Source organism: Microbacterium sp. (assembly GCF_036823965.1).
Lineage (GTDB): Bacteria > Actinomycetota > Actinomycetes > Actinomycetales > Microbacteriaceae > Microbacterium.
The window spans coordinates 65,995-89,056 of sequence record NZ_DAITBE010000003.1 but is presented as its reverse complement, the minus strand read 5'-3'; the positions used below and the strand labels follow the sequence as shown (position 1 = coordinate 89,056).

Below are 23,062 nucleotides of genomic sequence, written 5' to 3'. Positions count from 1 at the left end.
CACAGAGGTAGGAAATGTCTGAGACATCAGCCCGCGGCATTCTCGACGGGTACCGCGTCATCGACTGCTCGATCGCGATGGCGGGGCCCTTCGCCGCCCAGCGCCTCGGCGACCTCGGCGCCGACGTGATCAAGGTCGAGCCCACCGCCGGCGAGTGGCAGCGGTTCGCCTCGGCCGGTGGTGCGAAGGGCAACGAGATCAACGTCTCGTTCCTCTCACTGAACCGCAACAAGCGCTCGCTCGCTGTCGATCTGAAATCGGATGCCGGTCGCGAGGTCGTGCGTGCGCTGATCGCCGACGCCGACGTCTTCCTGCAGAACTATCGACCTGGCGTCGCCGCCCGCCTCGGACTCGACTACGAGAGTCTGGCCGCGATCAACCCCTCGCTGGTCTACGTCTCGATGTCGGGCTACGGCGAGGACGGCCCGTACAAGGATCGGCCAGGTCAGGACCTGCTGCTGCAGGCCATGAGCGGCGCGATGCTCTCCGCAGGGCGCGAGGGAGAGCCGCCGTCGCCCGCTGGCCAGTATCTGGCGGATGCCGTGACGGCCTCGACCGCGTTCGAAGGTGTGCTCGCCGCGCTGCTGCACCGTGAGCGCACGGGTGAGGGCCAGCTCGTCACCGTCAACATGCTCGATGCGCTCACGACCCTGCAGATGCAGGAGCTCAGCGTCTACACGGTCGGGGGCGTGCCGCAGCAGCGCGGGACCGAGCCGAACGCGCACGTCTACATCCGAGCGCCCTACGGCGTCTTCGCGACCAGCGACGGCTATCTGGCGTTGGGGTTCGCGGATCTCGAGAAGCTCGGCGAGGTGCTCGGCGAGCCGTCGTTCGCGGGCCTCGACGCCGAGGTGCACGGGTGGACCCATCGCGACGAGCTCTACGCGACGGTCGCCCGCCATCTGCGCGAGCAGCCGACGCAGCACTGGCTCGACACGCTGCTGCCGGCCGGCATGTGGGTCGGGCCGGTCTACGGCTACGAGGACCTGGTGAACGACCCGCAGATCATCCACAACGGCACGTTCGTGGAGTACGACCACCCGACGGAGGGGCACATCAAGACGCCCGGCTTCCCGTACAAGTTCGCGAAGACGCCGGCGCGCATCGACCGCGGCGCCCCGCTGACCGGTGAGCACACCTCGGAGATCCTCGCCGAGCTCGGCTTCACGCAGGAGCGGGCGCAGGAGCTGCTCGACTCGGGCGCCGTGGCGCAGACCGCGTCGGCCAAGACCCCGGCCGCGCCGCTGAGCACCGTCGCATCGTGACCGAGTACGTCGGCCTCACCTGGGATCACCCCCGCGGGCGCACCGCGCTCGAGGCGGCATCCGGTGATCTCGGAGACGGCGACACGCTGCGCTGGGAGGTGCAGCCGCTCGAGGGCTTCGAGTCGGCGCCCATCGATGAGCTCGCGCGTCGCTACGACCTGCTCGTGCTCGATCACCCGCACCTCGGCGATGCGCTGGCGAACGACAGCATCCGCCCGCTGGACGCGCTGTTCGACGAGGCGCAGGTGCGCGCCTGGGCGGATGCAGCGGTCGGCCCGAGCATCGCCTCGTACTCGCTCGACGGTCGGCTCTGGGCCCTGCCGCTGGATGCTGCGACGCAGGTCTCGGTGCGGCGCCGCGATCTCGTGGTCGACGCCCCGGAGACCTGGGATGACGCGCTGGCGCTGGCCGAGCGCGGCCTCGTGGCCACGAGCCTCGCCGGCCCGCACGCCTTCCTCTCGCTGTGCTCGATCGCGGTGTCGCTGGGCGACGCCCCAGGACGGGACCTGCCGTTCTTCGACCGCGCCATCGCGCTCCGCGCGCTCGACCTCCTCACGCGTCTCTCGTCCGAGGCGCCGGAGGGGACTGCCGCCCTCAACCCGATCGGCCTGCTCGACCGGATGCGCGACCGCGGCGACATCGGCTACATCCCGCTCGTGTACGGGTACGTGAACTACAGCTCGCCGGTCATCGCGTTCGACCGCGCGCCGGCATCCGACGGCCGCATCGGCTCGACGATCGGCGGCACCGGCATCGCGGTGACGCGGCGCTCCGAACCCTCGGCTGCGCTGCTCACGCACCTGCGCCGCCTGCTTTCCGACGAGACGCAGCGGGGGTTCATCCCCTCGCACGACGGTCAGCCAGGGCTGCGCGCCGCGTGGACGGATACCGCGGTCGACACCGCAGCGCACGGCTTCTATTCGCGAACGCTGTCGACCATCGACGCATCGTGGATCCGGCCGCGGGTCGCCGGGTACATCCCGTTCCAGTCCGAGGCATCAGCCATCGTCCGCGCCGTCGTCGCCGGGAAGCGGGATGCCGCCGGCGCGCTCGATGCGATCGACGAGCGCTTCGCGGCGCTCGTGGACGCTTCGACAGGCTCAGCGACCCGGGGTGGCGGCTCAGCGACCCGGGGTGAGACACCGTTCAAGGAGACAGCATGACCGAGGAACTCATCGTCGTCGAGCAGCAGGGACATGTCGCGACCGTGCGGCTCGACCGTCCGGCGAAGCTGAACGCCGTGACGCAGGGCATGAGCGACGAGCTCGTTCGTATCGTCCGCGCCCTGAACGACGACCCGGAGGTGCGGGCCGTCGTCTACACGGGCACCGGGCGCGCGTTCAGTGCCGGCAGCGACATCGCCACGCTCGACCAGTACGAGACGCCGTGGGAGTTCCGCAATCGCCGCGACTACTGCGATGCCCTGCGCGAGCTCCGCAAGCCCGTGATCGCCGCGATCAACGGTTACGCGTTCGGAGGCGGGCTCGAGGCGGCGCTCACGTGCGACATCCGGATCGCCGCCGACACCGCGAGCTTCGCCGCCCCCGAGATCAAGCTCGGCTGGATCGGCGGGGGCGGCATGTCGGTGCTGCTCGCGAACTCGATCGGCGCGAGCAACGCATCGCTGATGCTGCTCACCGGCGACCCGATCGACGCGCAGCGCGCGCTCGCCTGGGGCCTGATCAGCGAGGTCGTTCCCGCCGACGAGCTGCTGCGTCGTGCACAGGAACTCGCGGCGACGATCGCGGCTCGACCTCCCATCGCAGCCGAGACCGCGAAGGCCAACCTGCGTGCGGCGTTCAACCTGCCGCAGGATCAGGCCATCGCCTACGAGCGCGAGATGCAGGGCATCACCTTCGCGACCGAGGATGCGGCCGAGGGGCGAGCGGCCTTCGCCGAGAAGCGGCCCGGCGTCTTCCGACGTCGCTGACGACAGACCCGAACGAGGAGAGACCATGAGCGAGCACTGGACCGGCGATGCCGGCAGCATCCTGCCGGCCGATGCGAGCGGCGCGCTGCTCGTCGGACGCGTGCAGACCCCAGCGGGGCCGAGCGTCGTGGCGCTGCGCGACGGCATCCTGCACGATCTGTCGGCAGCGTTCCCGACGATGACCGCCCTCACCGAGCTGGCGGATCCCGCAGCGGCCGTCACCGCAGCGGAGGGGCCGGCGATCGGTGCCTTCGCCGAGGTGTGGGCGAACACGCCGATCGGCACCCGCGACGATGCACGTGCGTGGCTGCTCTCGCCGATCGACCTGCAGGTCGTCAAGGCGTCCGGCGTGACCTTCCCCGTCTCGATGCTCGAGCGCATCATCGAGGAGAAGGCACGAGGCGAGGCTGAGTCGGCAGACGGCATCCGCGCCACGATCCTCGAGGCACTGGGTGGCGACGTCCGCGACCTCGTCCCAGGGTCGCCCGAGGCCGCTCGCCTCAAGCAGGTGCTGATCGCCGCAGGACTGTGGAGCCAGTATCTGGAAGTGGGCATCGGACCGGATGCCGAGATCTTCACCAAGGCACCCGTGCTGGCCACGGTCGGTGCCGGCTCCGAGGTCGGCGTGCTCGCCGAGTCGAAGTGGAACAACCCCGAGCCGGAGGTCGTGCTCGTGGTCGCCTCGAACGGTGAGATCGTCGGCGCGACGCTCGGCAACGACGTGAATCTGCGCGACATCGAGGGCCGGTCCGCCCTGCTGCTCGGCCGCGCGAAGGACAACAACGCCTCGGCATCCGTCGGCCCGCTCATCCGGCTCTTCGACGACCACTTCGGTCTCGACGACCTGCGCGCCGAGTCCGTCACGCTCGCCGTCGACGGTGAGGACGGGTTCCGGATGGAGGCCGAATCGCACATGGCGCAGATCAGCCGCGACCCGGCCGACCTCGTACGGCAGGCGAACGGCGATCACCACGCCTACCCCGACGGCTTCGTGCTGTACTTGGGGACGATGTTCGCCCCGACCGACGACCGCGACGAGGCGGGTCACGGATTCACGCACCACATCGGCGATGTCGTGCGGATCTCCTCGCCGCACCTCGGCGCACTCGTGAACCGGGTGCAGCACAGCGAGGCGCTCGCGCCGTGGGACTTCGGCATCGGCGCCCTCATGACCAACCTCGCGCAGCGGGGCCTGCTCGGAAGGACGAGTGCATGACCACCCTCACCACCACCGACCCTCGCACCGGGGCATCATCGGACACCGGGATCGACGCGACGGATGCCGACGGCGTCGCCGCGATCACGGCGGCTGCGGCATCCGCCTTCGCCGAGCTTCGCCGTCACCCCCGCGCCTGGCGCGCCGGGCTGCTGCGGGCGCTCGCCGACGGGCTCGAAGCCGACCGTGCAGCGCTGGTCGAGGCGGCGCTGGCCGAGACCGGACTCCCGGAGGCCCGCCTGAACGGCGAGCTGTCGCGCAGCGCCTTCCAGTTCCGGCTGTTCGCGGATGCCGTCGACGAGGGCGGCTACCTCGAGGCGATCATCGACCACGCGGGGCAGACGGCCCTCGGGCCCGGCCCTGACGTCCGTCGCATGCTCGTGCCGATCGGCCCGGTCGCCGTCTTCGGTGCCAGCAACTTCCCGTTCGCGTTCTCGGTGATCGGCGGCGACACCGCGTCGGCGCTCGCAGCCGGCAACCCGGTCGTCGTGAAGGCGCACAGCTCGCATCTCGTCACCTCGCAGCGCTCGTACGAGTCGCTGTCGCAGGCGGCGGCGGCATACGGCGCTCCTGCCGGCACGCTCGGCATCGTCTACGGTCAGCAGGCCGGGGCGCAGCTCGTGGCCGATCCGCGCATCACAGCGGTGGGCTTCACGGGATCGCTGTCGACCGGCAGGATCCTGCAGGGGATCATCGACGAGCGCGAGACGCCCATCCCGTTCTACGGCGAGCTCTCGAGCCTGAATCCGCTCGTGATCACGCCAGGAGCCGCAGCGCAGCGCACCGCCGCGATCGGCGAGGGACTCTACGCCTCTGTCACCGGTTCGGCGGGGCAGCTGTGCACGAAGCCCGGCGTGGCATTCGTGCCGGCCGGCGCGGAGGGCGACGCACTCGTCGCCGATGTCGTGGCTCGGGCCCAGGGGGCAGCGGCGCAGACGCTGCTGAACTCGCGCATCCACGGCGCGTTCGACGAGATCCGGGTGCGGTTGATCGAGGAGGGTGGGGCACGCAGCCTCGTCGCGCCGCACGCCGGAGAGGACGGCTTCTCGCTCACGCCGGCCGTGCTCGAGATCGACGCCGCAGCCGTGACGGCGGCGGTCGCGGAAGAGGCGTTCGGTCCGCTCGTCGTGATCGTGCGCTACGCCGCGCTCGACGAGGTGCGCCGCGCCCTGCAGGCCGTGCCGCACTCGCTCACCGCGACGCTGCACAGCGAGCCGGAGGAGACCGGCGTCCGCGGCGACCTCACGGATGCGGTGGAAGACCTCGTCGGCCGCATCGTCTACAACGGTTACCCCACCGGCGTGCGGGTCTCGTGGGCGATGAACCACGGCGGGCCCTGGCCGGCCACGAACACCCAGCACACCTCGGTCGGCGTCACGGCGATCCGCCGCTTCCTGCGGCCGCTCGCCTGGCAGGACGCCCCGGCCGACGTGCTGCCGGTCGAGCTGCGCGACGGCGCGGTCGACGTGCCGCGACGCGTCGACGGCGTGCTGGAGCTGGCTTCCGCCTGACGGGCTGGGTCCCTGAGCCTGTCGAAGGGTCCCAGCCCGCTGGATCCCTGAGCCTGTCGAAGGGTCTCACCCCGTTGGGTCCCTGAGCCTGTCGAAGGGTCTCACCCTTTTGGGTCCCTGAGCCTGTCGAAGGGTCCGGTCGCAGTTCCTGCCGCCTCGGGCCGCCCGGGGCGACATGAACTGCGACCGGAAGCCGGGCTCAGGTGCGTCCGGCGGGGTCGGGTCCCTGAGCGTGTCGAAGGGCCGAAGACCGGGCTCAGCCGAACACGCCCTCCGGCAGCAGCCCGCGCGCGATCAGCGCATCCCACAGGGCGTCGTCGATGGTCGCTTCGAGCCGGTCGATGCCCTCCGACACCTGCTCGCCGTCGCGGCATCCGAGCACGACCGACGAGACCGCCGGATGCCGCAGGCTGAACTGCATCGCCGCGGTCGGGAGGTCGGAGCCGAACTCCTCGCACACCTCGGCGATCGCATTCGCCCGTTCGATCAATGCCGCGGGCGCTGGGACGTAGTCGTAGGTCGCACCGGGCGCCACGCGAGGACGGGCGAGGAGCCCCGAGTTGTAGACACCGACGTTCACGATGCCGACGCCGTGCTCGAGGGCGGCCGGCAGGAGATCGGCGGTGGCCCCCTGCTCGAGCAGCGTGAATCGTCCGGCGAGCATCACGACGTCGATGTCGGTCTCGCGGATGAAGCGGGCCGGCATCGCCGACTGGTTCATGCCCACGCCGATCGACGTCACGACGCCCTGCTCCCGGAGTTCACCGAGCGCGCCGATGCCCTCGGTCGACGCCTGCTCCCAGTGGTGGTCCGGGTCGTGCAGGTAGACGATGTCGAGCCGGTCGACGCCGAGGCGCTCCAGGCTCTGCTCGACCCCGCGCAGGATCGCGTCGCGCGAGAAGTCGAACTCGCGACGATACGCCGCCGGCACCGCGAAGCCGCCGTCGTCGAGCTGGCCCTCGTCATGTTCCTGCGGCACGAGCGTGCGGCCGGCCTTGGTCGACAGCACGAACGCATCGCGCTGATGCGCGGCGAGCAGCCGGCCGAGCCGCCGCTCCGAGTACCCGAGGCCGTAGTGCGGCGCGGTGTCGAACAGACGCGACCCGCGCGCCCAGGTGGTGTCGACCGCCGCGTGCGCCTGCTCGTCGGTCGTGACGCGTCCGAGGTTGCCGAGCTGAGCGCCGCCCAGCCCGAAGCGGGTGAGCGGCGTACCGGTGCGCAGCTGTGCGGCCTGCATCGATGGTCGATCCATCAGCGGCCGAGCCATCCGCCGTCGACCGGCAGCACGACGCCGTCGACGTAGTCGGATGCCGCCGACGCGAGGAACACCGCGGCGCCGCCGAGATCGGATGCCTGGCCCCAGCGTCCTGCCGGGATGCGCGAGAGGATCGCCGCCGAACGATCGGGGTCGTCGCGCAGCGCCTGCGTGTTGTCGGTGGCGATGTACCCCGGCGCGATCGCATTCACGTTCACGCCGCTGCCGGCCCATTCGTTCGCGAGCGCCTTGACCACGCCGGTGATGCCAGACTTCGCCGCCGCGTAGCCCGGCACATTGATGCCGCCCTGGAAGCTGAGCAGCGACGCCGTGAAGATGATCTTGCCGCGGCCGCGCTCCAGCATCGACCCGCCGACTGCCTGCGCGAGGGCGAACTGGCTGGTCAGGTTGATCTGCAGCACGCGCTCGAACCACTCGATCGGATGCTCAGCCGCCGGTGCCCGCAGGATCGTGCCCGCATTGTTGACGAGGATGTCGACCTCGGCCGTGCGCAGCTCTGCGCCGAGATCGGCGACGGCCGCGGCATCCGACAGGTCGCAGCGGATGGCTCGGAACGAGCGCCCGTGCGCGGTCACCGCCGACTCGATCTCGCTGCCGGAGGACGCGATGGTCGCGCTGACGCCCACGATGTCCGCTCCGGCCTCGGCCAGCGCGGTCGCCATGCCGAACCCGATGCCGCGGTTGGCGCCGGTGACGACGGCCCGCAGGCCCGTCAGGTCGAACGCGCCGGTCATGCGTTCGACCCGGCCTGCACGTCGATCAGGATCTTCATCGCGCGTCCGGCCTCGAGCTCGGTGAAGGCGTCTGCCGTGTCGGACAGCGGGACGATGCGGGTGATCACCTGATCGGTGGGGATCGCACCGTCGGCGAGCAGCTCGATGGCCCTCTCGAAGTCGACCCGCTGGTAGACCCGCGCGCCGAGCAGACGCAGTTCGCGCCAGAACACACGCTGCAGATCGACCTCGCGCGGCGTCGGGTGGATCGCGACCACGACGATCGTTCCGCGTACCTTGGCGAGCGCGGTCATGCCCCGCACCGCCGCGGCGGCCCCAGACACCTCGAAGACGACGTCGGCGCCGACGCCGTCGGTCCACTCCTCGACCCAGGCGACCTGGTCGATGGCAGCGGGGTCGACGGTCGTGAAGCCGAGCGACTCGGCCTGGGCGCGACGGCCTTCGTCGATCTCGATCACCGTGACATCGGCGCCCGTGTGCCTGGCGACGGTGGCGATCAGCGTGCCGATCGGGCCGCCGCCGATGATGACGGCCTTCTGTCCTGCCGCCAACTCCGACCGGCGGACGTCGTGCACGGCGACCGCGACCGGCTCGACGAGCGCGGCATGGTCGAGCGCGAGGCCGGCGGGGAGCGCGAGCAGCGTCTCGGCCGGCACGTTCCACGAGCCCTGGAGCGATCCGGGGGAGTCGATGCCGATGAAGTTCAGGTTCTGGCAGATGTGCTCGTTGCCGGCACGGCACGCGGGGCAGGTGCCGTCCCAGTCGAGCGGCATGACGGTGACGGCGTCGCCGATGCTCCAGCCGGTCACGCCCTCGCCGACGGCGGCGATCGTGCCGCTCATCTCGTGGCCGAAGACCAGCGGCATGCGCACGCGGGCGTCCATGCTGCCGTGCAGGATGTGCAGGTCGGTGCCGCACAGGCCGGTGTAGGCGACGCGGATCTGCACCTGTCCGGGCGGCGGCGGGGTCGGCTCGGCGGTGCGCACGTCGAGTGTGCGGTCGCCCACGTAGTTCACAGTCAGCACTGATTGCTCCTCATCTCAGACTTCCAGATTACTCATACGTATGATGAATCGACAAGGAGGATCCGGCGTGGGGATCCTCGGTTGCGGGGTGCGTCGGTGGTGGCATCCAGCCTCCCGGGAGACAATGGGTCAATGCCCTCCCTGCCGCACGCTCAGCATGCGGCCGCGCCCTCACCGCTCCGCGGCCCGGCGCTGCCGATCGGCATCGCGGTGACTGCGCTCGGCATGCTGCTCTCGATCGCGACCGCGCCGCTGGCACCGGCCGACCCGAGCGCGATGCCGGAGCCGGTCGCGGTGATGCAGGTGCCGTCGGTGCAGGTGGATGCCACGACCGCGGCCGACCCGTGTGCGGATCCCGCTGTGCAGGACGCGCTCGCTCGCGGGGATGACGCCGCAGCGATCGCCGGCTTCGGCGGCGGAGAGCCGTTCAGGGCGGCCGTCGTGGCGGGCAATGCGCCCTGCATCTCGTTGAGTGATCCGGCGCGCATCTGGGTCGTCGTGAACAAGGCCCGTCCGCTCGAGCCTGCCGACTACGCGCCGGCCTCGCTCGCGGAGGTGCCGCTGCAGATGACGACGCTCTCGGGCGATGTGCGCTCCGATGTCGGTGCCGCCGTCGGGCAGATGGCGGAGGATGCCGCCGCCGCCGGCGCCGGCAGGATCGGGGCGAACAACGGCTACCGCTCCTACGGCCTGCAGGTCACGACCTACGACTCGCATGTGCGATCGCAGGGGCAGGAGGGTGCGGATGCCGGTTCGGCGCGACCGGGCCACAGCGAGCACCAGACCGGACTCGCGCTCGACGTCGTCGCATGCGACACGCGCTGCGGCGGTCTCGACGGGTTCGGCGCCACCGGGCAGAGTGCCTGGGTCGCAGCGCACGCCTGGGAGTACGGGTTCGTCGTCCGCTACGAGAGCGTCGGCAGCGGCGTCACCGGATACGCGCCAGAGCCCTGGCACCTCCGTTACATCGGCGTCGACCTCGCGGCGGCCTATCAGGCCGGTGGATTCCACACGCTGGAGGAGTTCTTCGGGCTGCCGGCGGCTCCCGACTACACGCCCTGATCGGGTCGATCGGGGCCGTCTGGCGGCATCCGACAATCGCGGTACCCAGTCTCACCGATTGTGGGATGCATTCTCACAACTCCCTGTCTTCGCTGCACTCCCCGACATAGAATCGCGGGAGCAATGACGCACGAGACGTTCAGGAGGACGCGATGGAACGCGACATCTACGAAGAGGATCACGAGGCCTTCCGCGACCTCGTCAAGGATTTCGTCAAGCGCTACGTGACCGGCGAGGCGATCGAGCGGTGGGATGCCGACGGAGAGGTCGACAGGGCCACCATGCTCGCCGCAGGCGAGGCCGGGATCATCGGCCTGTCCGTTCCGGAGGAGTTCGGCGGAGCGGGGATGCTGCAGGACTACCGCTTCCGCGCGGTCGTGAACGAAGAGGTCATCGCGGCCGGTGCCGGCTCGCTCGCCGGCGCCTTCGGCATCCAGGACGATCTGGCTGTTCCGTACCTCGTGCACATGGGCACGCAGGAGCAGAAGGCCAAGTGGCTGCCGCGCATGGCCACCGGTGAGGTCGTCGGAGCGCTCGCGATGACCGAGCCAGGGGCCGGGTCCGACCTCCGCGGCATCAAGACCACCGCGAAGAAGGTCGACGGGGGCTACATCGTCAACGGTGCGAAGACGTTCATCTCGTCCGGTGCGACCGCAGACCTCGTCGTCACCTTCGTCAAGACCGGCGAGGGCAACCGTCCTGACGCGTTCAGTCTCGTGCTGCTCGAAGACGGTATGGAGGGCTTCGAGCACGGCAAGAAGCTGCACAAGATGGGCTTCCAGGGTCACGACACCGCCGAGCTGTCGTTCACCGACGTGTTCGTGCCGGAGGAGAACCTCATCGGCGGCGTCGAGGGCAAGGGCTTCGTGCAGCTCATGATGAACCTGCCGCTCGAGCGCCTCTCGATCGGCGTCGCAGGAGCCGCGGCGGCGCAGGCGGCCCTCAACTGGACGATCACGTACACGAAGGACCGTGAGGCCTTCGGTGAGCGGATCATCGACTTCCAGAACACCCGCTTCAAGATCGCCGACATGGCCACGACCGTCGACGCGCTCTGGGCGTACATCGACCGTGCGCTGCTCGCCTACTCGCAGGGCAAGCTGTCTGCGGAAGAGGCCGCGAAGGTCAAGTTCTGGGCGACCGAGCGCGAGTGGGAGGTGCTCGACACCGGCGTGCAGCTGCACGGCGGGTACGGCTACATCACCGAGTACCCGATCGCCCGTGCGTTCCTCGACGCCCGCGTGCATCGCATCTACGGCGGCACGAACGAGATCATGCGCGAGATCGTCGGACGGCAGATCGCAGGCAAGCGCTGAGGGTCTCCGCACTCCGGCTCGCCTGCCGATGCGGGGTCGGAAATGCGCCTCTGACGCGGTTGCGAGGTGCCTTTCCGACCCTGCACGGCCGCGCGGCGGCATCCGGTGGTTGAATCAGGGGCATGACGCAGACGCTGCAGCAGATCCTGGACGACCACGTCTCGCGGGGGACCGCTCCGGGGATCATCGGCGTCACCGGCGATCCTGACGGGAGGACCGAGATCGTCACGGCCGGTGACCTCGCCGCGGATGCGATCGTTCGCATCCAGTCCATGACCAAGCCGATCATCGCGGTCGCCGCGCTTCGGCTCGTGCAGGACGGGCGCCTCGGACTCGACGACGCGGTGGAGACCTGGTTGCCGGAACTGGCCGACCGGCGGGTGCTGCGTTCGCCCGGAGCATCCCTCGACGATGTCGAACCGGCGGTGACGCCGATCACCGTCAGACATCTGCTCACGAACACCTCGGGATACGGCGTCATGACCGCGCCGTCGCCGTTGCAGGCGGCGATGATCGCCAACCGGACCGAAGCGGGGCAGGAGCCCGTCTCGCTCGGAGCGCAGGACTGGCTCGAAGCGCTCGCCGCGCTCCCTCTGGCCTTCCAGCCTGGGACCGGGTGGCGCTATCACCACTCCTTCGGCATCCTCGGCATCCTGCTCTCCCGCCTGGTGGACGGCTCGCTCGAGGAGCATCTGCGGCGCGAGCTCTTCGGGCCATTGGGCATGGTCGACACCGGGTACTCCGTGCCGGTCGAGCAGGCGCATCGGCTGCCTGCCGCCCATCGACACGACGGGGAGTCGCTGGTCGAGGTCGAGCCGGCGGCCGCTGGTTTCTCGGTCGCGCCGGCGCCGTTCGACGTCAGCCATTCGGAACTCGTGTCGACAGCGGCGGACTACGCCGTCTTCGCGCGGATGCTCGCCACGGGTGGTCGGCACGATGGGCAGGTGGTGCTGGCGCCGGAGCTGCTCGCGGCGATGCGGACCGATCAGGTGCCCGCGAGCGCCAAGGCATCGGACAGTTTCTACCCCGGGTTCTGGGACGCCACCGGCTGGGGATACGGCGTGGCCATGCAGACCGAGGGTGAAGGTGCAGGGCGATACGGCTGGTCCGGCGGACTCGGGACCGACTTCTCGGTCGACCCGGACGGATCGTTCCGGATCGTGTTGACGCAGGTCGAGATGGGGCCGGAAGTGCTGGGGCTGTTCGCCGATACGCGGTGAGGGGAGGGGGCGACGTCTTCGTCCTCTCTTCTCCTTCTCCCCACTCTTCTTTCTCCCCACTCTTCTTTCTCCCCGCTCTTCTTTCTCCCCACGTTTCTCGTTCACCAGGATGCCGGTATGCCGGAATGCGATTCGAACAAAGCTTCGAAAGTCGATGGTGGTCGGGATAAAATGAGGGTATGGCGAAACTGGTCGGGGTGCATGAGGCGATGGCCCGCCTGGACGCGGCCTGGGCGGATGCTCATGATGCGACCGAGTTGTCGCGGAGGCAGTTGATCGCGGTGAACGCGGCGATCGGGGTGCTGCAGCGGCGGGTGGAGGCGGTGCAGGCGGATGTCGCGGCGGGGATCGCCCATGAGTCGCGGCCGGAGCTCGGGGCGGAGAGTCTGGCGAAGCAGCAGGGGTTCCGGAGCCCTGCGAAGCTCATCGCCGCGACGACGGGAGTGTCAGCGGGCGATGCGGCCCGGTTGGTGGCGGTGGGTGAGGCGACCGCACCGCGGGCTGACCTGGTCGGGTCGCCGGTGCCGGCGAAGTATCCGGTCGTGCGCGACGCGCTGGCGACGGGTGCGCTCGGCGTTGCTGCCGCGGGGTTGCTCATCGCGCTGTTGGAGCGGTGCCGGGTGGCCGCGGGTGTGGAGCGGACCGCGGAGGGCGAGCGGGTGCTTGTCGAGAAGGCGGCGGGGCTTGCGTTGGATGACGTCCGGAAATTGGTGGTGCGGGCGGAGGCATGGTTGGACCCGGCCGGGGTGGAGCCTCGCGAGGAGGAGCGGCGGGTCCGGCGGTCGGTGACGATCTTCGAGCGGGACGGGATGGTGCACCTGAACGCACTGCTGGATGCGGAGACCGCGGCGCCGGTGGTGACCGCGATCCGTGGGTTCGTGACCGCCGCGTTCGCCGCCTGCAAGGATGCCACCGATGCGGATGCGCCGGACGCTGATCGGCGGACCGTGCCGATGATCCAGGCGGACGCGTTGCACGTGTTCTGCGCCCATGTCCTCGGCTGCGAGACGACGCTGCCGCTGGCTGGCGCGACGGTCATCGTCCGGATGAACCTCGACGACCTGGAATCCCGTGCGGGGGTGGCGGGGGTCGATGGGATCGATCAGCCGGTCAGCGTCGGGGTGGCCCGTCGGATCGCGGCCGGTGGCGGGGTGATCCCGTGGGTCCTCGGTGGGGAGAGCGAGATCCTGGACTGGGGGCGGGAGAAACGGTTGTTCACGAGGGCGCAACGCCTCGCACTGGTGGAGCGGGATGGTGGGTGTGCGATGTGCGGGCTGCCACCGGAGATGACCAGAGCGCACCACATCCGGTGGTGGCAGCGAGATGCGGGACCGACGGACCTGTCCAACGGGGTGCTGCTGTGTGAGACGTGTCACCATCGCATCCACGACAACGGGTGGGAGATCCGCATCGACGGTGTCGGGACCGCGGCACGGGTCTGGTGCATCCCACCCGCATACGTCGACCCCGACCGCACACCACGCCTCGGCGGCCGCGCACGACTCGACATCGCCGCCTGAAGCGTCAGCGCGGGGGTGGCGCTCCGATATCACCGCCCGAACGACGCCGAAGATCGGACACTTCGGTGCTTCGACATCGCGGCCCGAACCGGTGCTTCGACATCGCGCCCCGAACCGGGGCCGTGGCGACGCGCAGGCTCAGGGCTCGCTTCGGCAGACACCGTGGCGCAGGTTGGGCCGTTCAGAGGTGCGAGTATGCCTGAATCGCCGAGTCGGTATGCGAGTTCACGGACGGCGACGCCCGCCGACGCCGGCGCGACGGAGACGGTCGGCGATCAGGATGCCGAGAGCAGTGCCGGCGAGGCAACTTGCCATCGTGATCGCGAAGAAGGCGATTCGCACGCCGACCGTCATGTCGCCGAGGTTGAACGACGCCCACGCGAGAATCGGATAGACGATGCCGACCACGACCGCGCCGACGTAGTGCATCCAGGTTCCCCAGTAGCGCCAGAGCACGAAGAGGAACGGCAGCTCGGTGAAGGCAGCCCACCAGAGGTTCGTCGCGACGCTGCCGAACCCATAGCCCGAGAACGGGACGATGACGAGTCCCGCGAGCAGCCCGACCAGCAAGCCCACCAGCGGGCGGCGCAAGAGCCGGAGCGCGATCACCGACGGCAGCAGCCACAGCCCAGCCAACGCGACGCTGACGAACGGGAGCCCCGGGAACAAGATCGTCGAGATCCAGTTCGCCGGTGCGAGGAGCAGTCCACCCGCGACGCCGAGCGCGGCGCACGTGAGCAGGATCGCGGTCGGGAACCGGAAGCGTCCGCCCTTCCGCGGCGCCGACGTGCCGGCAGTGCCGGCAACGGTATCTGTGGCGAGCGCATCACCGGGAGCATCCATGTGCGCAGGGGCGTCTGTCGGGAGAGCGTCGCCGGCGGCATCCGTCCCGCTCATGCGAGGGGCTCCGCCGCTGCCTCGCGAGCGGCCTTCGACGCGGGGGAGGCCGCGCCGATCTTCCAGTAGCCGCAGAAGCTGACCGAGTTCTTGTCGACGCCCCGTTCACCGACCAGGTGCTTGCGCACACCCGAAGCGAGGGCCTGCTCGCCGGCCGCGTAGGCGTGGAACGGGGCATCCGGCAGCGCCGTCGTGTGCAGCGCCGTCAAGGCCAGTGCGCCCGGCTGCTCCTCATGCGGACGAATGATCCAGACCACCTCGATGCCGGTCGGATGCGGGAACTCCAGCGCATCCTCATCCGACGGAACCTCGATGATCGCGGTGCCGGTGGCATCCGACGGCAGCGACGCGCAGATCGACGAGATCGCCGGCAGCGCCGTCTCATCGCCGACCAGCAGCACGCGCGCCGTGCCGCGCTCGGGATTGAACGTGAGGCCCTCGTCGATGATCAGCACGTGCTCACCGGGGGTGCACGTCTCCGCCCAGCGCGACGCAGGACCGGCGGTGCCGTCGGACGCCGAGCCGTGCAGCACGAAGTCCACATCGATCTCGGCACCAGCGGCTGCCGTCGCCGGCCGGTATGCGCGCACGCTGTAGTTGCGCATCACCGGCCGCTCACCGTCGGGGATGCGCAGGAACTTCAGATACCCGAACATCCTGTTCGCCTTCGCCGGCACGCGATCGAGCCCCGCATCGCCGCCGATCGGCAGGAACAAGCGGAACCACTGATCGAAGCCCATGTGCCGGAACTTCTCGACCTCACCGCCGCCGAGCGTCACGCGGATCCAGTGCGCCGACAATCGCTCCGATCGCAGCACCGTCAGGTGGATGAGCTCGGTGGACTCGGGCTTGACCATCTTGCTGAACGCCATCAGGACGCCTTTCCGGGAAGCTGCCAGGGGAAGAAGATGAAGAAGATGACCGCGGATGCCGCGAGGCACAGCACGATGAAGACGGTGTCGCGTGCACGGAACGGCACCAGATGCCGCTCGGTCCGCGTCGGGTGAGCGCCGAAGGCGCGTGAGTCCATCGCCAGGGCCACGCGCTCGGCGTGCCGGATCGCACCGGCCAGCAACGGCACGATGTAGCCCCAGCCGCGGGCGATCCGCGCGAACGGTCCGCGCCCGCCGTGGTGGCCGCGCACCCGGTGCGCCGCACGGATGACCGCGAGCTCATGTCCGAAGCGCGGCACGAATCGGAACGCCGCGAGCGCGGTGTACCCGATCCGATACGGCACCCGCAGCTGCTGGACGCTCGCGCGCACCAGATCGGGCCCGCTCGTGGTGAGTCCGCCGACGAGGGCGAGGGCGACGATCGCCCCCAGACGCAGGGCGGTCGCGAAACCGATCTGCAGCGCGCCGGCGAACAGCGTCCAGTCGCCGATCTGCACGAGCGGTGCGGTGTCGTTCACGATCGCGGCATCCACCCACAGCGAGAAGCCCAGACCGATCGCCGCCATCCCCACCGGCACCGCCAGCAACAGGATGAGCAGCACGCGCGCCGTCATGCGGGCGCCGAACAGGATCAGGGCGTACGCGAGCACGAGGAACGCGGCCGGCGTCGCGAGGTCGCGCACGAACACCAGCAGCACCATGGCGGGAGCGAGGCCCGCGACCTTCGAGAGCGGGTTCAGCGCGTACAGGAACTGATGCCGCGAGGTCGCGACCATCGCCGCGTACGGATCGAAGATCGCGGCGCTCATGACGTGGCCCCGCTCATGACTCCACCGATCTCGGATGCGTCGCCAGCACGCGCTGCAGCGCAGGGAGCCGCAACCCGGCATCGGTGAAGACGCGCTCGTCCTGGAAGAGCTCGGCGGTCCGCCCTGCGGCGTGCACCCGCCCGTCCGCGAGGATCACGGTGTGCGTCGTGTGCTCCGCGACCAGCTGCAGGTCATGGGTCACGATCATGATCGTGGTGCCCTCGTCGCGCAGCCCGCGCAGCAGATCGAGGAGCTCGGATGCACGGGCGCGATCCTGCCCGAACGTGGGCTCGTCGAGCGCGAGCACCTGCGGACGTGTGATGAGCGCCGTGCCGACCGACAGCCGCCGCTTCTCACCGCCGGAGAGCAGGAACGGATGCACCTCGGCCTTGTGCTCGAGGCCGAACCGGCCGAGCATCTCCTCGACGCGCGCTGCGACCTCGGCATCCGACATCCGCTGGCCTTTGGGCCCCTGAGCCTGTCGGAGGGTCAGCCCGTGCGCGAGCTCGTCGAACACCGTGTGCGCGATGAACTGATGCTCCGGATTCTGGAACACGAAGCCGATGCGTGACGCCAGCTCGCGCGGCGAGGCGGTGGCCGGGTCGAGCCCGTCGACGTCGACCTGCCGCTTGGGCGGCGGCACGACACCGGCGAGCGCCTGGATGAGCGTCGTCTTGCCGGCGCCGTTCGCGCCGACGATCGCGGTCAGGCTGCCCTGCTCGACATCGAGATCGACGCCGTGCAGGATCTCGGTGCGGTGACGTGTGACCGTCAGTCCCCGTGCCCGGATGACGGGCGTCGACGCCACGGATGCCGTCGGCGTGACCGCACGGGCGATATCCGCGACACCCGGGTGCGCGTCGAGCGCGACGGCGAGCTCGTCGGCGGTGAGGGGGAGCGGGGTCAGCGGCGCGCCTTCAGCGCGCAGTCGCAGCGCGGCGAGCGTCGCCGCCGGCAACCACACGCCCATCGCCACGAGCTCCTCGGCGTGGGTGCGGATGATCTCGGCGGCCGGACCGTCGAACACGACCGTGCCAGCGCGGTCGAGCACGATCGTGCGGGTGACGAAGCCCATCGCGGCGTCGAGGTTGTGCTCCACCAGCAGGATCGCCCGGTCGCCGGTCGCGACGACATCGACGAGCGCTGCGTACACATCGTCGATGCCCTGCGGATCGAGGTTCGCCGTCGGCTCGTCGAGCACGATCAGCGGCGAGCCCATCGCGAGTGCACAGGCGATCGCGAGGCGCTGGCGTCCACCGCCGGAGAGCCGATCCGGGTTCTCGTCGCGGCGCTCCCAGAGGCCCACCCGGCGCAGCGAGTGCTCGGTGCGTGCGCGCACCTCGTCGAGGGAGAGCAGCAGGTTCTCGGGCCCGAACGCGACCTCGTCGTACACGGTGCCGGTGACGATCTGGGCATCCGGGTCCTGGAACACCATCGCCACGTGGGTGCTGAGCGTGGCGGTCTGCGCGGATGCCGTGTCGATCCCACCCGCCTCGACGGTCCCGGTCATCGTCGCCGGCAGCGCGTGCGGGATCAGTCCGTTCAACGCGAGCGTGAGCGTGGACTTGCCCGACCCCGACGGGCCGAGCAGCAGCACGACCTCGCCGGGCGCGATGTCGAAGGTGACGTTCCCGGGCGATGGGTGCGCGGCATCGGCGTGGGTGAGGGAGAGATCACGCACGCGGAGAAGAGGCGCGGATGAGCGCACGGCGGAACCCCGGGTCGGTGGAACGTACCGTACTAACTTAGCTGAGCCTTACCTGTGTTGCCACGCTCGATCTCGCGGCGGACGCGAACTCAGCGTCGAGCCACACCCGCGCGGCTCAGCGCCGTGCCGACACCGAGGCCGACCGCGGTCCAGCCGATCGGGCCGAGCACCGAGAGGGCGAGGTACGCGATCTGCGCCCACAGCGCCAATGAGCCCAGATGCGCCGCGAAGAACACGACGACCGCCACGATCACGCCGATCACCGCCGCCGAGATGAAGAAGCGCCACGGACCCCACGCCCGATAGCGGGTGAGTGCGGCGACGCCCTCCTGGATCGCACCGAACAACAGGGCGGTGCCGATGAAGCGCAGCGACCAGGCCGGGTTGAACGCGCTGGCGACGAGCGCGGCGATGAAGTGGGTGACCAGGGCGACGAGCGGTCGGCGCAGCACCTCCTGCGCGATGATGCCGGGCAGCACGTGCGAGCCGAGCAGCAGGCCGTATGCCCACGGCGCGGCGACCAGCACGACCGGCGTCAGCAGTCCGGCGATGCCGCCGATGATGCCGGTGGCGACCCCGATCGCCGCGCAGACGAGCAGCACGCGGGTCGACAGGACGGGGGTTCGGGCCACGGTTCCAGCCTAGTTGCGCGAATGAGGCGGATGCCCCGCGGCGACCGGGAGAAATCGCCCGTTCGTCGCGCGGTCGGCGCCGCTCGTCGCAGCATCCGCTCTCCGTCGTCTGCGCGCACGCACGCCTTCATAGCGTTGGACAACGCAATGATGCGCACACCGAGGAGAACCCCATGACTGCACCTTCGTCGCGGCGCCGCGGTGCCGGAACCGTCGATGACGAACCCGACATCGTCACCGATCCGAAGCTCCCATCCGTCGCCCTCTCCGATGAGCACCACGAGAAGGCGAATCGCTGGACGCTGCCCAAGATCATCCTGTGGGCGGCGATCGCCCTGCTCGGGGCCCTCGCCTGGACGATGCTCGCGATCGTCCGCGGTGAGACCGTCAACGCGATCTGGTTCGTGTTCGCTGCCGTCTGCACGTATCTGATCGGCTACCGCTTCTACTCGAAGGTGATCGAGAAGTACATCACCCGCCCTGACGACCGCCGCGCCACCCCGGCCGAGGTCAAGCAGGACGGCAAGGACTACGTCCCGACAGACCGCCGCGTGCTCTACGGTCACCACTTCGCCGCGATCGCGGGCGCAGGCCCACTCGTCGGCCCGGTGCTCGCAGCGCAGATGGGCTACCTGCCCGGCACGATCTGGATCATCGTCGGCGTCGTGCTCGCCGGTGCCGTGCAGGACTACACGGTCCTCTTCTTCTCGATGCGCCGAGGCGGCCGCACGATCGGCCAGATGGCGCGACAGGAGCTCGGTCGCATCGGCGGCACCGCCGCGATCATCGCCTCGCTGCTGATCATGCTGATCATCGTCGCGATCCTCGCGCTCGTCGTCGTCAACGCGCTCGGCGAGAGCCCCTGGGGCGTCTTCTCGGTCGCGATGACCATCCCGATCGCCATCTTCATGGGCATCTACCTGCGCTTCCTGCGCCCGGGCAAGGTCACCGAGGTGTCGATCATCGGCTTCGTGCTGCTGATGGCCGCGATCATCGGCGGCGGCTGGGTCGCCGGCACCGACTGGGGCCAGGCGATCTTCCACCTCGACCGCACCACCATCGCGTGGGGCATCATCATCTACGGCTTCATCGCCGCGGTGCTCCCGGTCTGGCTGCTGCTGGCTCCCCGCGACTACCTGTCGACCTTCATGAAGATCGGTGTGATCGTGATGCTGGCCGGAGCGATCATCCTGGTCCGCCCCGAGATCACGGTCCCCGCGGTCAGCGTCTTCGGCGAGAACGGCATGGGTCCCGTGTTCGCGGGTCCGCTCTTCCCCTTCCTGTTCGTGACGATCGCCTGCGGCGCGTTGTCGGGCTTCCACGCGCTGATCGCCTCCGGCACCACCCCGAAGCTCATCGAGAAGGAGCGCCAGACGCGCTTCATCGGGTACGGCGGGATGCTGATGGAGTCGTTCGTCGCGATCATGGCGCTCGTCGCCGCGATCTCGATCGACCAGGGCATCTACTTCGCGATGAACGCGCCGACGGCTGCGACCGGGGGCACGGTCGAAGGGGCCGTGGCCTTCGTCAACTCCCTGGGGCTGACGGGGGTGAACCTCACGCCCGAGATGCTCACCGGCACGGCCCAGGCAGTCGGCGAGGAGTCGATCGTCTCCCGCACGGGTGGTGCGCCGACGCTCGCGCTCGGCCTCGCGCACATCATGCAGCAGGCGCTCGGCGGTCAGGCGATGATGGCGTTCTGGTACCACTTCGCGATCATGTTCGAGGCGCTGTTCATCCTCACCGCGGTGGACGCCGGCACCCGCGTCGCCCGCTTCATGCTGCAGGACTCGATCGGCGCCTGGTTCCCCAAGTTCCGTGACGTCTCCTGGCGCCCCGGCGTCTGGATCTGCACCGCGATCATGGTGGCCGGCTGGGGAGCGATCCTCATCCTCGGCGTCACCGATCCGCTCGGCGGCATCAACACCTTCTTCCCGCTGTTCGGCATCGCGAACCAGCTGCTCGCCGCGATCGCGCTCGCCGTGGTCCTGGCCATCGTCGCCAAGCGCGGTCGGAGCTACGTCAAGTGGCTGTGGATCATCGGGCTGCCGCTCGCGTTCACCGCGGTCGTCACGATCACGGCTTCGCTGTACAAGATCCTCTCCCCGGTCCCCGCGATCGGCTACTGGGCGAACCACTTCAAGTACGTGACCGCCCGCGACTCCGGCGACACCTCGCTCGGAGCACCCGAGGTGCTCGACGCCGTCATCCGCAACACCGCGGTGCAGGGCACCCTGTCGATCATCTTCGTCACCCTCGCCATCGTCGTGATGGTGGCTGCGGTGATCGTGACGATCAAGGCGATCCGCAACGGCGGTGGCGAGAACACCGAGGAGGCCCCGGTCGCCTCCCGGCGCTTCGCCCCGGCCGGCTTCCTGCCGAACGCGGCAGAGCGCGAGCTGGAGAAGCAGTGGGAGCCGCTCCTGGCCGACGACCGCAAGGCGTCGAGCCACTGATGAGCGCATGATGACGGATCACACGGATGCCGCGACCACCCCGCTGCGCGCGCTGCTCGGCGCCGTGGGGCGGGTCGGCCGCGGCATCCGCTGGTACATGACGACCTTGATGGGCGACACGGCGTACGCGACGTATGTCGCCCATCACGGGCGCGCGCATCCGGGGGAGGAGCCGATGACCGAGCGGCAGTTCTGGCGGCAGCGGATGGACGACCAGGATCGCAACCCCGGTGCCAGGTGCTGCTGAGACGCGCTGGTGCTGAACGCGCTCGTTCTGCGGCCATGTCCATCTTCTGCGGTCGATACGCCTCCTTCCAGCCGCACGAGGTGGATCGGGCCGCAGAAGTGACCGAAGGCGGGCGATGTCACTGCCTAGGCTGAACCCATGACCGACGTCGTCCTCGCCGCGATCCTCGGCGTGCTCGGCGGCATCGTGCTCTCGGTGCTCCTGCTCCTCGCGCGGCGGCTCGCGCGCCGGGCGCCGGACCTGGGCAGCGACGCGGAGCAGGCCGCGCTCACCGCGCTGCACCACGCGAGCCTCGCGGCACCGCACCTGCGTGCCGGGCTCTCGGCGCCGGACGTGGTCAAGGCGGCACGGCATCTGCGGGTCCTGCTCGGCAGCGCGGCCGTGGCGATCGTGAGCGACGACGACACCGTGTCGTTCGACGGTCCGTCCGACGGGCTGGAGTCGGCGGCGCTGCGCATCGCGACCCAGGTCAGAGCATCGGGGCGGCGGCAGGTGTTCCCGGCTCCTGGGCCCGACGACGATCTGGCGGCCGTGGGTGCGCCGATCCTGGTCGACGGCCGCGTGGTCGGGGTCGTCGTCGCGTTCGCGGCCCCGGTGCCGGCGGCGCTCGTCCGGGCGGCGGAGGAGGTCGCCGACTGGTGCGCCGCACAGGTCGAGCTCGGCGGTCTCGACGCCTCACGCACCCAGCTCGCCGAGGCGGAGCTGCGATCGCTGCGTGCGCAGATCTCGCCGCACTTCATCTACAACGCCCTCACGGCCATCGCCTCGTTCATCCTCACCGACCCCGCCCGAGCCCGCGAGCTCGTGCTCGAGTTCGCCGACTTCACCCGCTACTCCTTCCGTCGCCAGGGGGAGTTCACGACCCTGGCCGAGGAGCTCGGCAGCATCCATTCCTACCTGGAACTCGAACGCGCGCGCTTCGGCGATCGCCTGCGCGTGACACTGCAGATCGCGCCGGAGACCCTCGCCACCGTCATCCCGTTCCTCTCCGTGCAGCCGCTCGTCGAGAACGCGGTGCGGCACGGGCTCGAGCCCGGCGAGGGCGGCGGCGAGATCCGCATCGTCTCGCATGACGACGGCACCCACACCGAGATCACGGTCGAGGACGACGGTGTCGGCATGGACCCCGAGGGCCTCAGAGCGACGCTCACCGCCGGTGACGACGGTCTGCACGTCGGGCTGCGCAACGTCGACACCCGACTGCGGCAGCTCTACGGCAGCGACGGCGGGCTCGTGATCGAGACGAACACCGGCGCAGGTACCCTGGTGCGCATGCGGGTGCCGAAGTCGCAGCCGCTGCACGACCCTGACACCGAGTGATGACCCGTGCACGGACGACCGAGAC

General features: G+C 69.9%; 20 protein-coding genes. 12 read left to right on the top strand and 8 right to left on the bottom strand.

Going from position 1 to position 23,062, the window contains the following annotated elements; all coding sequences use genetic code 11:
- Nucleotides 1-14 precede the first annotated feature (14 nt).
- From V7Z82_RS06665 to V7Z82_RS06645, 5 genes are read left to right on the top strand one after another with little or no spacing between them, the layout of a single operon-like run.
- Nucleotides 15-1,265, top strand: coding sequence for a CaiB/BaiF CoA transferase family protein (locus tag V7Z82_RS06665; RefSeq protein WP_334149318.1), 1,251 nt, complete (start codon nt 15-17; stop codon nt 1,263-1,265).
- A complete protein-coding gene (locus V7Z82_RS06660; RefSeq protein ID WP_334149316.1) occupies nt 1,262-2,428 on the top strand; it encodes a hypothetical protein in 1,167 nt (388 codons plus the stop codon). The genes V7Z82_RS06665 and V7Z82_RS06660 overlap by 4 nt, the downstream gene beginning before the upstream one ends.
- Entirely contained in the window at nt 2,425-3,195 is a 771-nt protein-coding gene (locus tag V7Z82_RS06655; protein WP_334149315.1) for an enoyl-CoA hydratase/isomerase family protein, read from the top strand. Before V7Z82_RS06660 ends, V7Z82_RS06655 begins: the two co-directional genes overlap by 4 nt.
- Before the next feature lie 25 nt (nt 3,196-3,220).
- Entirely contained in the window at nt 3,221-4,411 is a 1,191-nt protein-coding gene (locus tag V7Z82_RS06650; RefSeq protein ID WP_334149311.1) for a fumarylacetoacetate hydrolase family protein, read from the top strand.
- Nucleotides 4,408-5,922, top strand: a complete 1,515-nt coding sequence (locus V7Z82_RS06645) for an aldehyde dehydrogenase (NADP(+)) (RefSeq protein ID WP_334149309.1) — start codon at nt 4,408-4,410, stop codon at nt 5,920-5,922. The genes V7Z82_RS06650 and V7Z82_RS06645 overlap by 4 nt, the downstream gene beginning before the upstream one ends.
- Before the next feature lie 256 nt (nt 5,923-6,178).
- On the opposite strand, the gene V7Z82_RS06640 is transcribed toward V7Z82_RS06645, so the two are convergent.
- The 3 genes from V7Z82_RS06640 to V7Z82_RS06630 are packed head-to-tail and all read right to left on the bottom strand — an operon-like array spanning nt 6,179 to nt 8,957.
- Complete coding sequence (locus tag V7Z82_RS06640) at nt 6,179-7,159, bottom strand: aldo/keto reductase (protein ID WP_334149306.1); 981 nt, start codon at nt 7,157-7,159, stop codon at nt 6,179-6,181.
- Nucleotides 7,160-7,173: 14 nt separating this feature from the next.
- On the bottom strand, nt 7,174-7,932 hold the full coding sequence (locus V7Z82_RS06635) for an SDR family oxidoreductase (protein WP_334149304.1): 759 nt from the start codon (nt 7,930-7,932) through the stop codon (nt 7,174-7,176).
- On the bottom strand, nt 7,929-8,957 hold the full coding sequence (locus V7Z82_RS06630) for a zinc-dependent alcohol dehydrogenase (RefSeq protein ID WP_334149303.1): 1,029 nt from the start codon (nt 8,955-8,957) through the stop codon (nt 7,929-7,931). The genes V7Z82_RS06635 and V7Z82_RS06630 overlap by 4 nt, the downstream gene beginning before the upstream one ends.
- 132 nt (nt 8,958-9,089) lie before the next feature.
- Here V7Z82_RS06630 and V7Z82_RS06625 point away from each other — a divergent pair, with 132 nt between their 5' ends.
- The 4 genes from V7Z82_RS06625 (at nt 9,090) to V7Z82_RS06610 (ending at nt 14,075) form a co-directional block, all read left to right on the top strand.
- Nucleotides 9,090-10,019, top strand: coding sequence for a M15 family metallopeptidase (locus V7Z82_RS06625; protein WP_334149301.1), 930 nt, complete (start codon nt 9,090-9,092; stop codon nt 10,017-10,019).
- 152 nt (nt 10,020-10,171) lie between these two features.
- A complete protein-coding gene (locus V7Z82_RS06620; RefSeq protein ID WP_334149299.1) occupies nt 10,172-11,335 on the top strand; it encodes an acyl-CoA dehydrogenase family protein in 1,164 nt (387 codons plus the stop codon).
- Between the two features lie 122 nt (nt 11,336-11,457).
- On the top strand, nt 11,458-12,555 hold the full coding sequence (locus V7Z82_RS06615) for a serine hydrolase domain-containing protein (protein WP_334149297.1): 1,098 nt from the start codon (nt 11,458-11,460) through the stop codon (nt 12,553-12,555).
- A 179-nt stretch (nt 12,556-12,734) separates the two neighbouring features.
- The gene (locus tag V7Z82_RS06610; RefSeq protein ID WP_334149295.1) at nt 12,735-14,075 is read left to right on the top strand and encodes a DUF222 domain-containing protein; all 1,341 of its coding nucleotides are present in this window, start codon (nt 12,735-12,737) and stop codon (nt 14,073-14,075) included.
- A gap of 225 nt (nt 14,076-14,300) precedes the next feature.
- On the opposite strand, the gene V7Z82_RS06605 is transcribed toward V7Z82_RS06610, so the two are convergent.
- From V7Z82_RS06605 to V7Z82_RS06585, 5 genes are all read right to left on the bottom strand, one after another.
- Entirely contained in the window at nt 14,301-14,972 is a 672-nt protein-coding gene (locus V7Z82_RS06605; RefSeq protein WP_334149293.1) for an ECF transporter S component, read from the bottom strand.
- On the bottom strand, nt 14,969-15,844 hold the full coding sequence (locus tag V7Z82_RS06600) for a siderophore-interacting protein (RefSeq protein ID WP_334149291.1): 876 nt from the start codon (nt 15,842-15,844) through the stop codon (nt 14,969-14,971). The genes V7Z82_RS06605 and V7Z82_RS06600 overlap by 4 nt, the downstream gene beginning before the upstream one ends.
- Nucleotides 15,844-16,674 (bottom strand): energy-coupling factor transporter transmembrane component T, encoded by an 831-nt coding sequence (locus V7Z82_RS06595; protein ID WP_334149289.1) that lies wholly within the window; start codon nt 16,672-16,674, stop codon nt 15,844-15,846. The genes V7Z82_RS06600 and V7Z82_RS06595 overlap by 1 nt, the downstream gene beginning before the upstream one ends.
- A 13-nt stretch (nt 16,675-16,687) precedes the next feature.
- On the bottom strand, nt 16,688-18,382 hold the full coding sequence (locus tag V7Z82_RS06590) for an ABC transporter ATP-binding protein (protein ID WP_334149287.1): 1,695 nt from the start codon (nt 18,380-18,382) through the stop codon (nt 16,688-16,690).
- Between the two features lie 89 nt (nt 18,383-18,471).
- Nucleotides 18,472-19,014 carry an ECF transporter S component gene (locus tag V7Z82_RS06585; RefSeq protein ID WP_334149285.1) on the bottom strand — a complete coding sequence of 181 codons (543 nt, stop codon included), beginning with the start codon at nt 19,012-19,014 and terminating at the stop codon, nt 18,472-18,474.
- Nucleotides 19,015-19,187: 173 nt separating this feature from the next.
- Here V7Z82_RS06585 and V7Z82_RS06580 point away from each other — a divergent pair, with 173 nt between their 5' ends.
- The 3 genes from V7Z82_RS06580 to V7Z82_RS06570 all read left to right on the top strand — a co-directional run bounded on the left by V7Z82_RS06580 (nt 19,188) and on the right by V7Z82_RS06570 (nt 23,037).
- A complete protein-coding gene (locus V7Z82_RS06580) occupies nt 19,188-21,470 on the top strand; it encodes a carbon starvation CstA family protein (protein ID WP_334149283.1) in 2,283 nt (760 codons plus the stop codon).
- Between the two features lie 7 nt (nt 21,471-21,477).
- Entirely contained in the window at nt 21,478-21,717 is a 240-nt protein-coding gene (locus V7Z82_RS06575) for a YbdD/YjiX family protein (RefSeq protein ID WP_442927596.1), read from the top strand.
- A 138-nt stretch (nt 21,718-21,855) separates the two neighbouring features.
- A complete protein-coding gene (locus V7Z82_RS06570; protein ID WP_334149281.1) occupies nt 21,856-23,037 on the top strand; it encodes a sensor histidine kinase in 1,182 nt (393 codons plus the stop codon).
- The last annotated feature ends 25 nt before the right edge of the window (nt 23,038-23,062 follow it).

Excerpts from the sequence above, each read along its gene's own strand:
- V7Z82_RS06570 (WP_334149281.1), top strand. The coding sequence starts at position 21,856 with ATGACCGACGTCGTCCTCGCCGCGATCCTCGGCGTGCTCGGCGGCATC.
- V7Z82_RS06600 (WP_334149291.1), bottom strand. The coding sequence starts at position 15,844 with ATGGCGTTCAGCAAGATGGTCAAGCCCGAGTCCACCGAGCTCATCCAC.
- V7Z82_RS06605 (WP_334149293.1), bottom strand. The coding sequence starts at position 14,972 with ATGAGCGGGACGGATGCCGCCGGCGACGCTCTCCCGACAGACGCCCCT.
- V7Z82_RS06595 (WP_334149289.1), bottom strand. The coding sequence starts at position 16,674 with ATGAGCGCCGCGATCTTCGATCCGTACGCGGCGATGGTCGCGACCTCG.
- V7Z82_RS06650 (WP_334149311.1), top strand. The coding sequence starts at position 3,221 with ATGAGCGAGCACTGGACCGGCGATGCCGGCAGCATCCTGCCGGCCGAT.
- V7Z82_RS06640 (WP_334149306.1), bottom strand. The coding sequence starts at position 7,159 with ATGCAGGCCGCACAGCTGCGCACCGGTACGCCGCTCACCCGCTTCGGG.
- V7Z82_RS06615 (WP_334149297.1), top strand. The coding sequence starts at position 11,458 with ATGACGCAGACGCTGCAGCAGATCCTGGACGACCACGTCTCGCGGGGG.
- V7Z82_RS06635 (WP_334149304.1), bottom strand. The coding sequence starts at position 7,932 with ATGACCGGCGCGTTCGACCTGACGGGCCTGCGGGCCGTCGTCACCGGC.
- V7Z82_RS06620 (WP_334149299.1), top strand. The coding sequence starts at position 10,172 with ATGGAACGCGACATCTACGAAGAGGATCACGAGGCCTTCCGCGACCTC.
- V7Z82_RS06625 (WP_334149301.1), top strand. The coding sequence starts at position 9,090 with ATGCCCTCCCTGCCGCACGCTCAGCATGCGGCCGCGCCCTCACCGCTC.
- V7Z82_RS06665 (WP_334149318.1), top strand. The coding sequence starts at position 15 with ATGTCTGAGACATCAGCCCGCGGCATTCTCGACGGGTACCGCGTCATC.
- V7Z82_RS06580 (WP_334149283.1), top strand. The coding sequence starts at position 19,188 with ATGACTGCACCTTCGTCGCGGCGCCGCGGTGCCGGAACCGTCGATGAC.
- V7Z82_RS06645 (WP_334149309.1), top strand. The coding sequence starts at position 4,408 with ATGACCACCCTCACCACCACCGACCCTCGCACCGGGGCATCATCGGAC.
- V7Z82_RS06655 (WP_334149315.1), top strand. The coding sequence starts at position 2,425 with ATGACCGAGGAACTCATCGTCGTCGAGCAGCAGGGACATGTCGCGACC.
- V7Z82_RS06575 (WP_442927596.1), top strand. The coding sequence starts at position 21,478 with ATGATGACGGATCACACGGATGCCGCGACCACCCCGCTGCGCGCGCTG.
- V7Z82_RS06610 (WP_334149295.1), top strand. The coding sequence starts at position 12,735 with ATGGCGAAACTGGTCGGGGTGCATGAGGCGATGGCCCGCCTGGACGCG.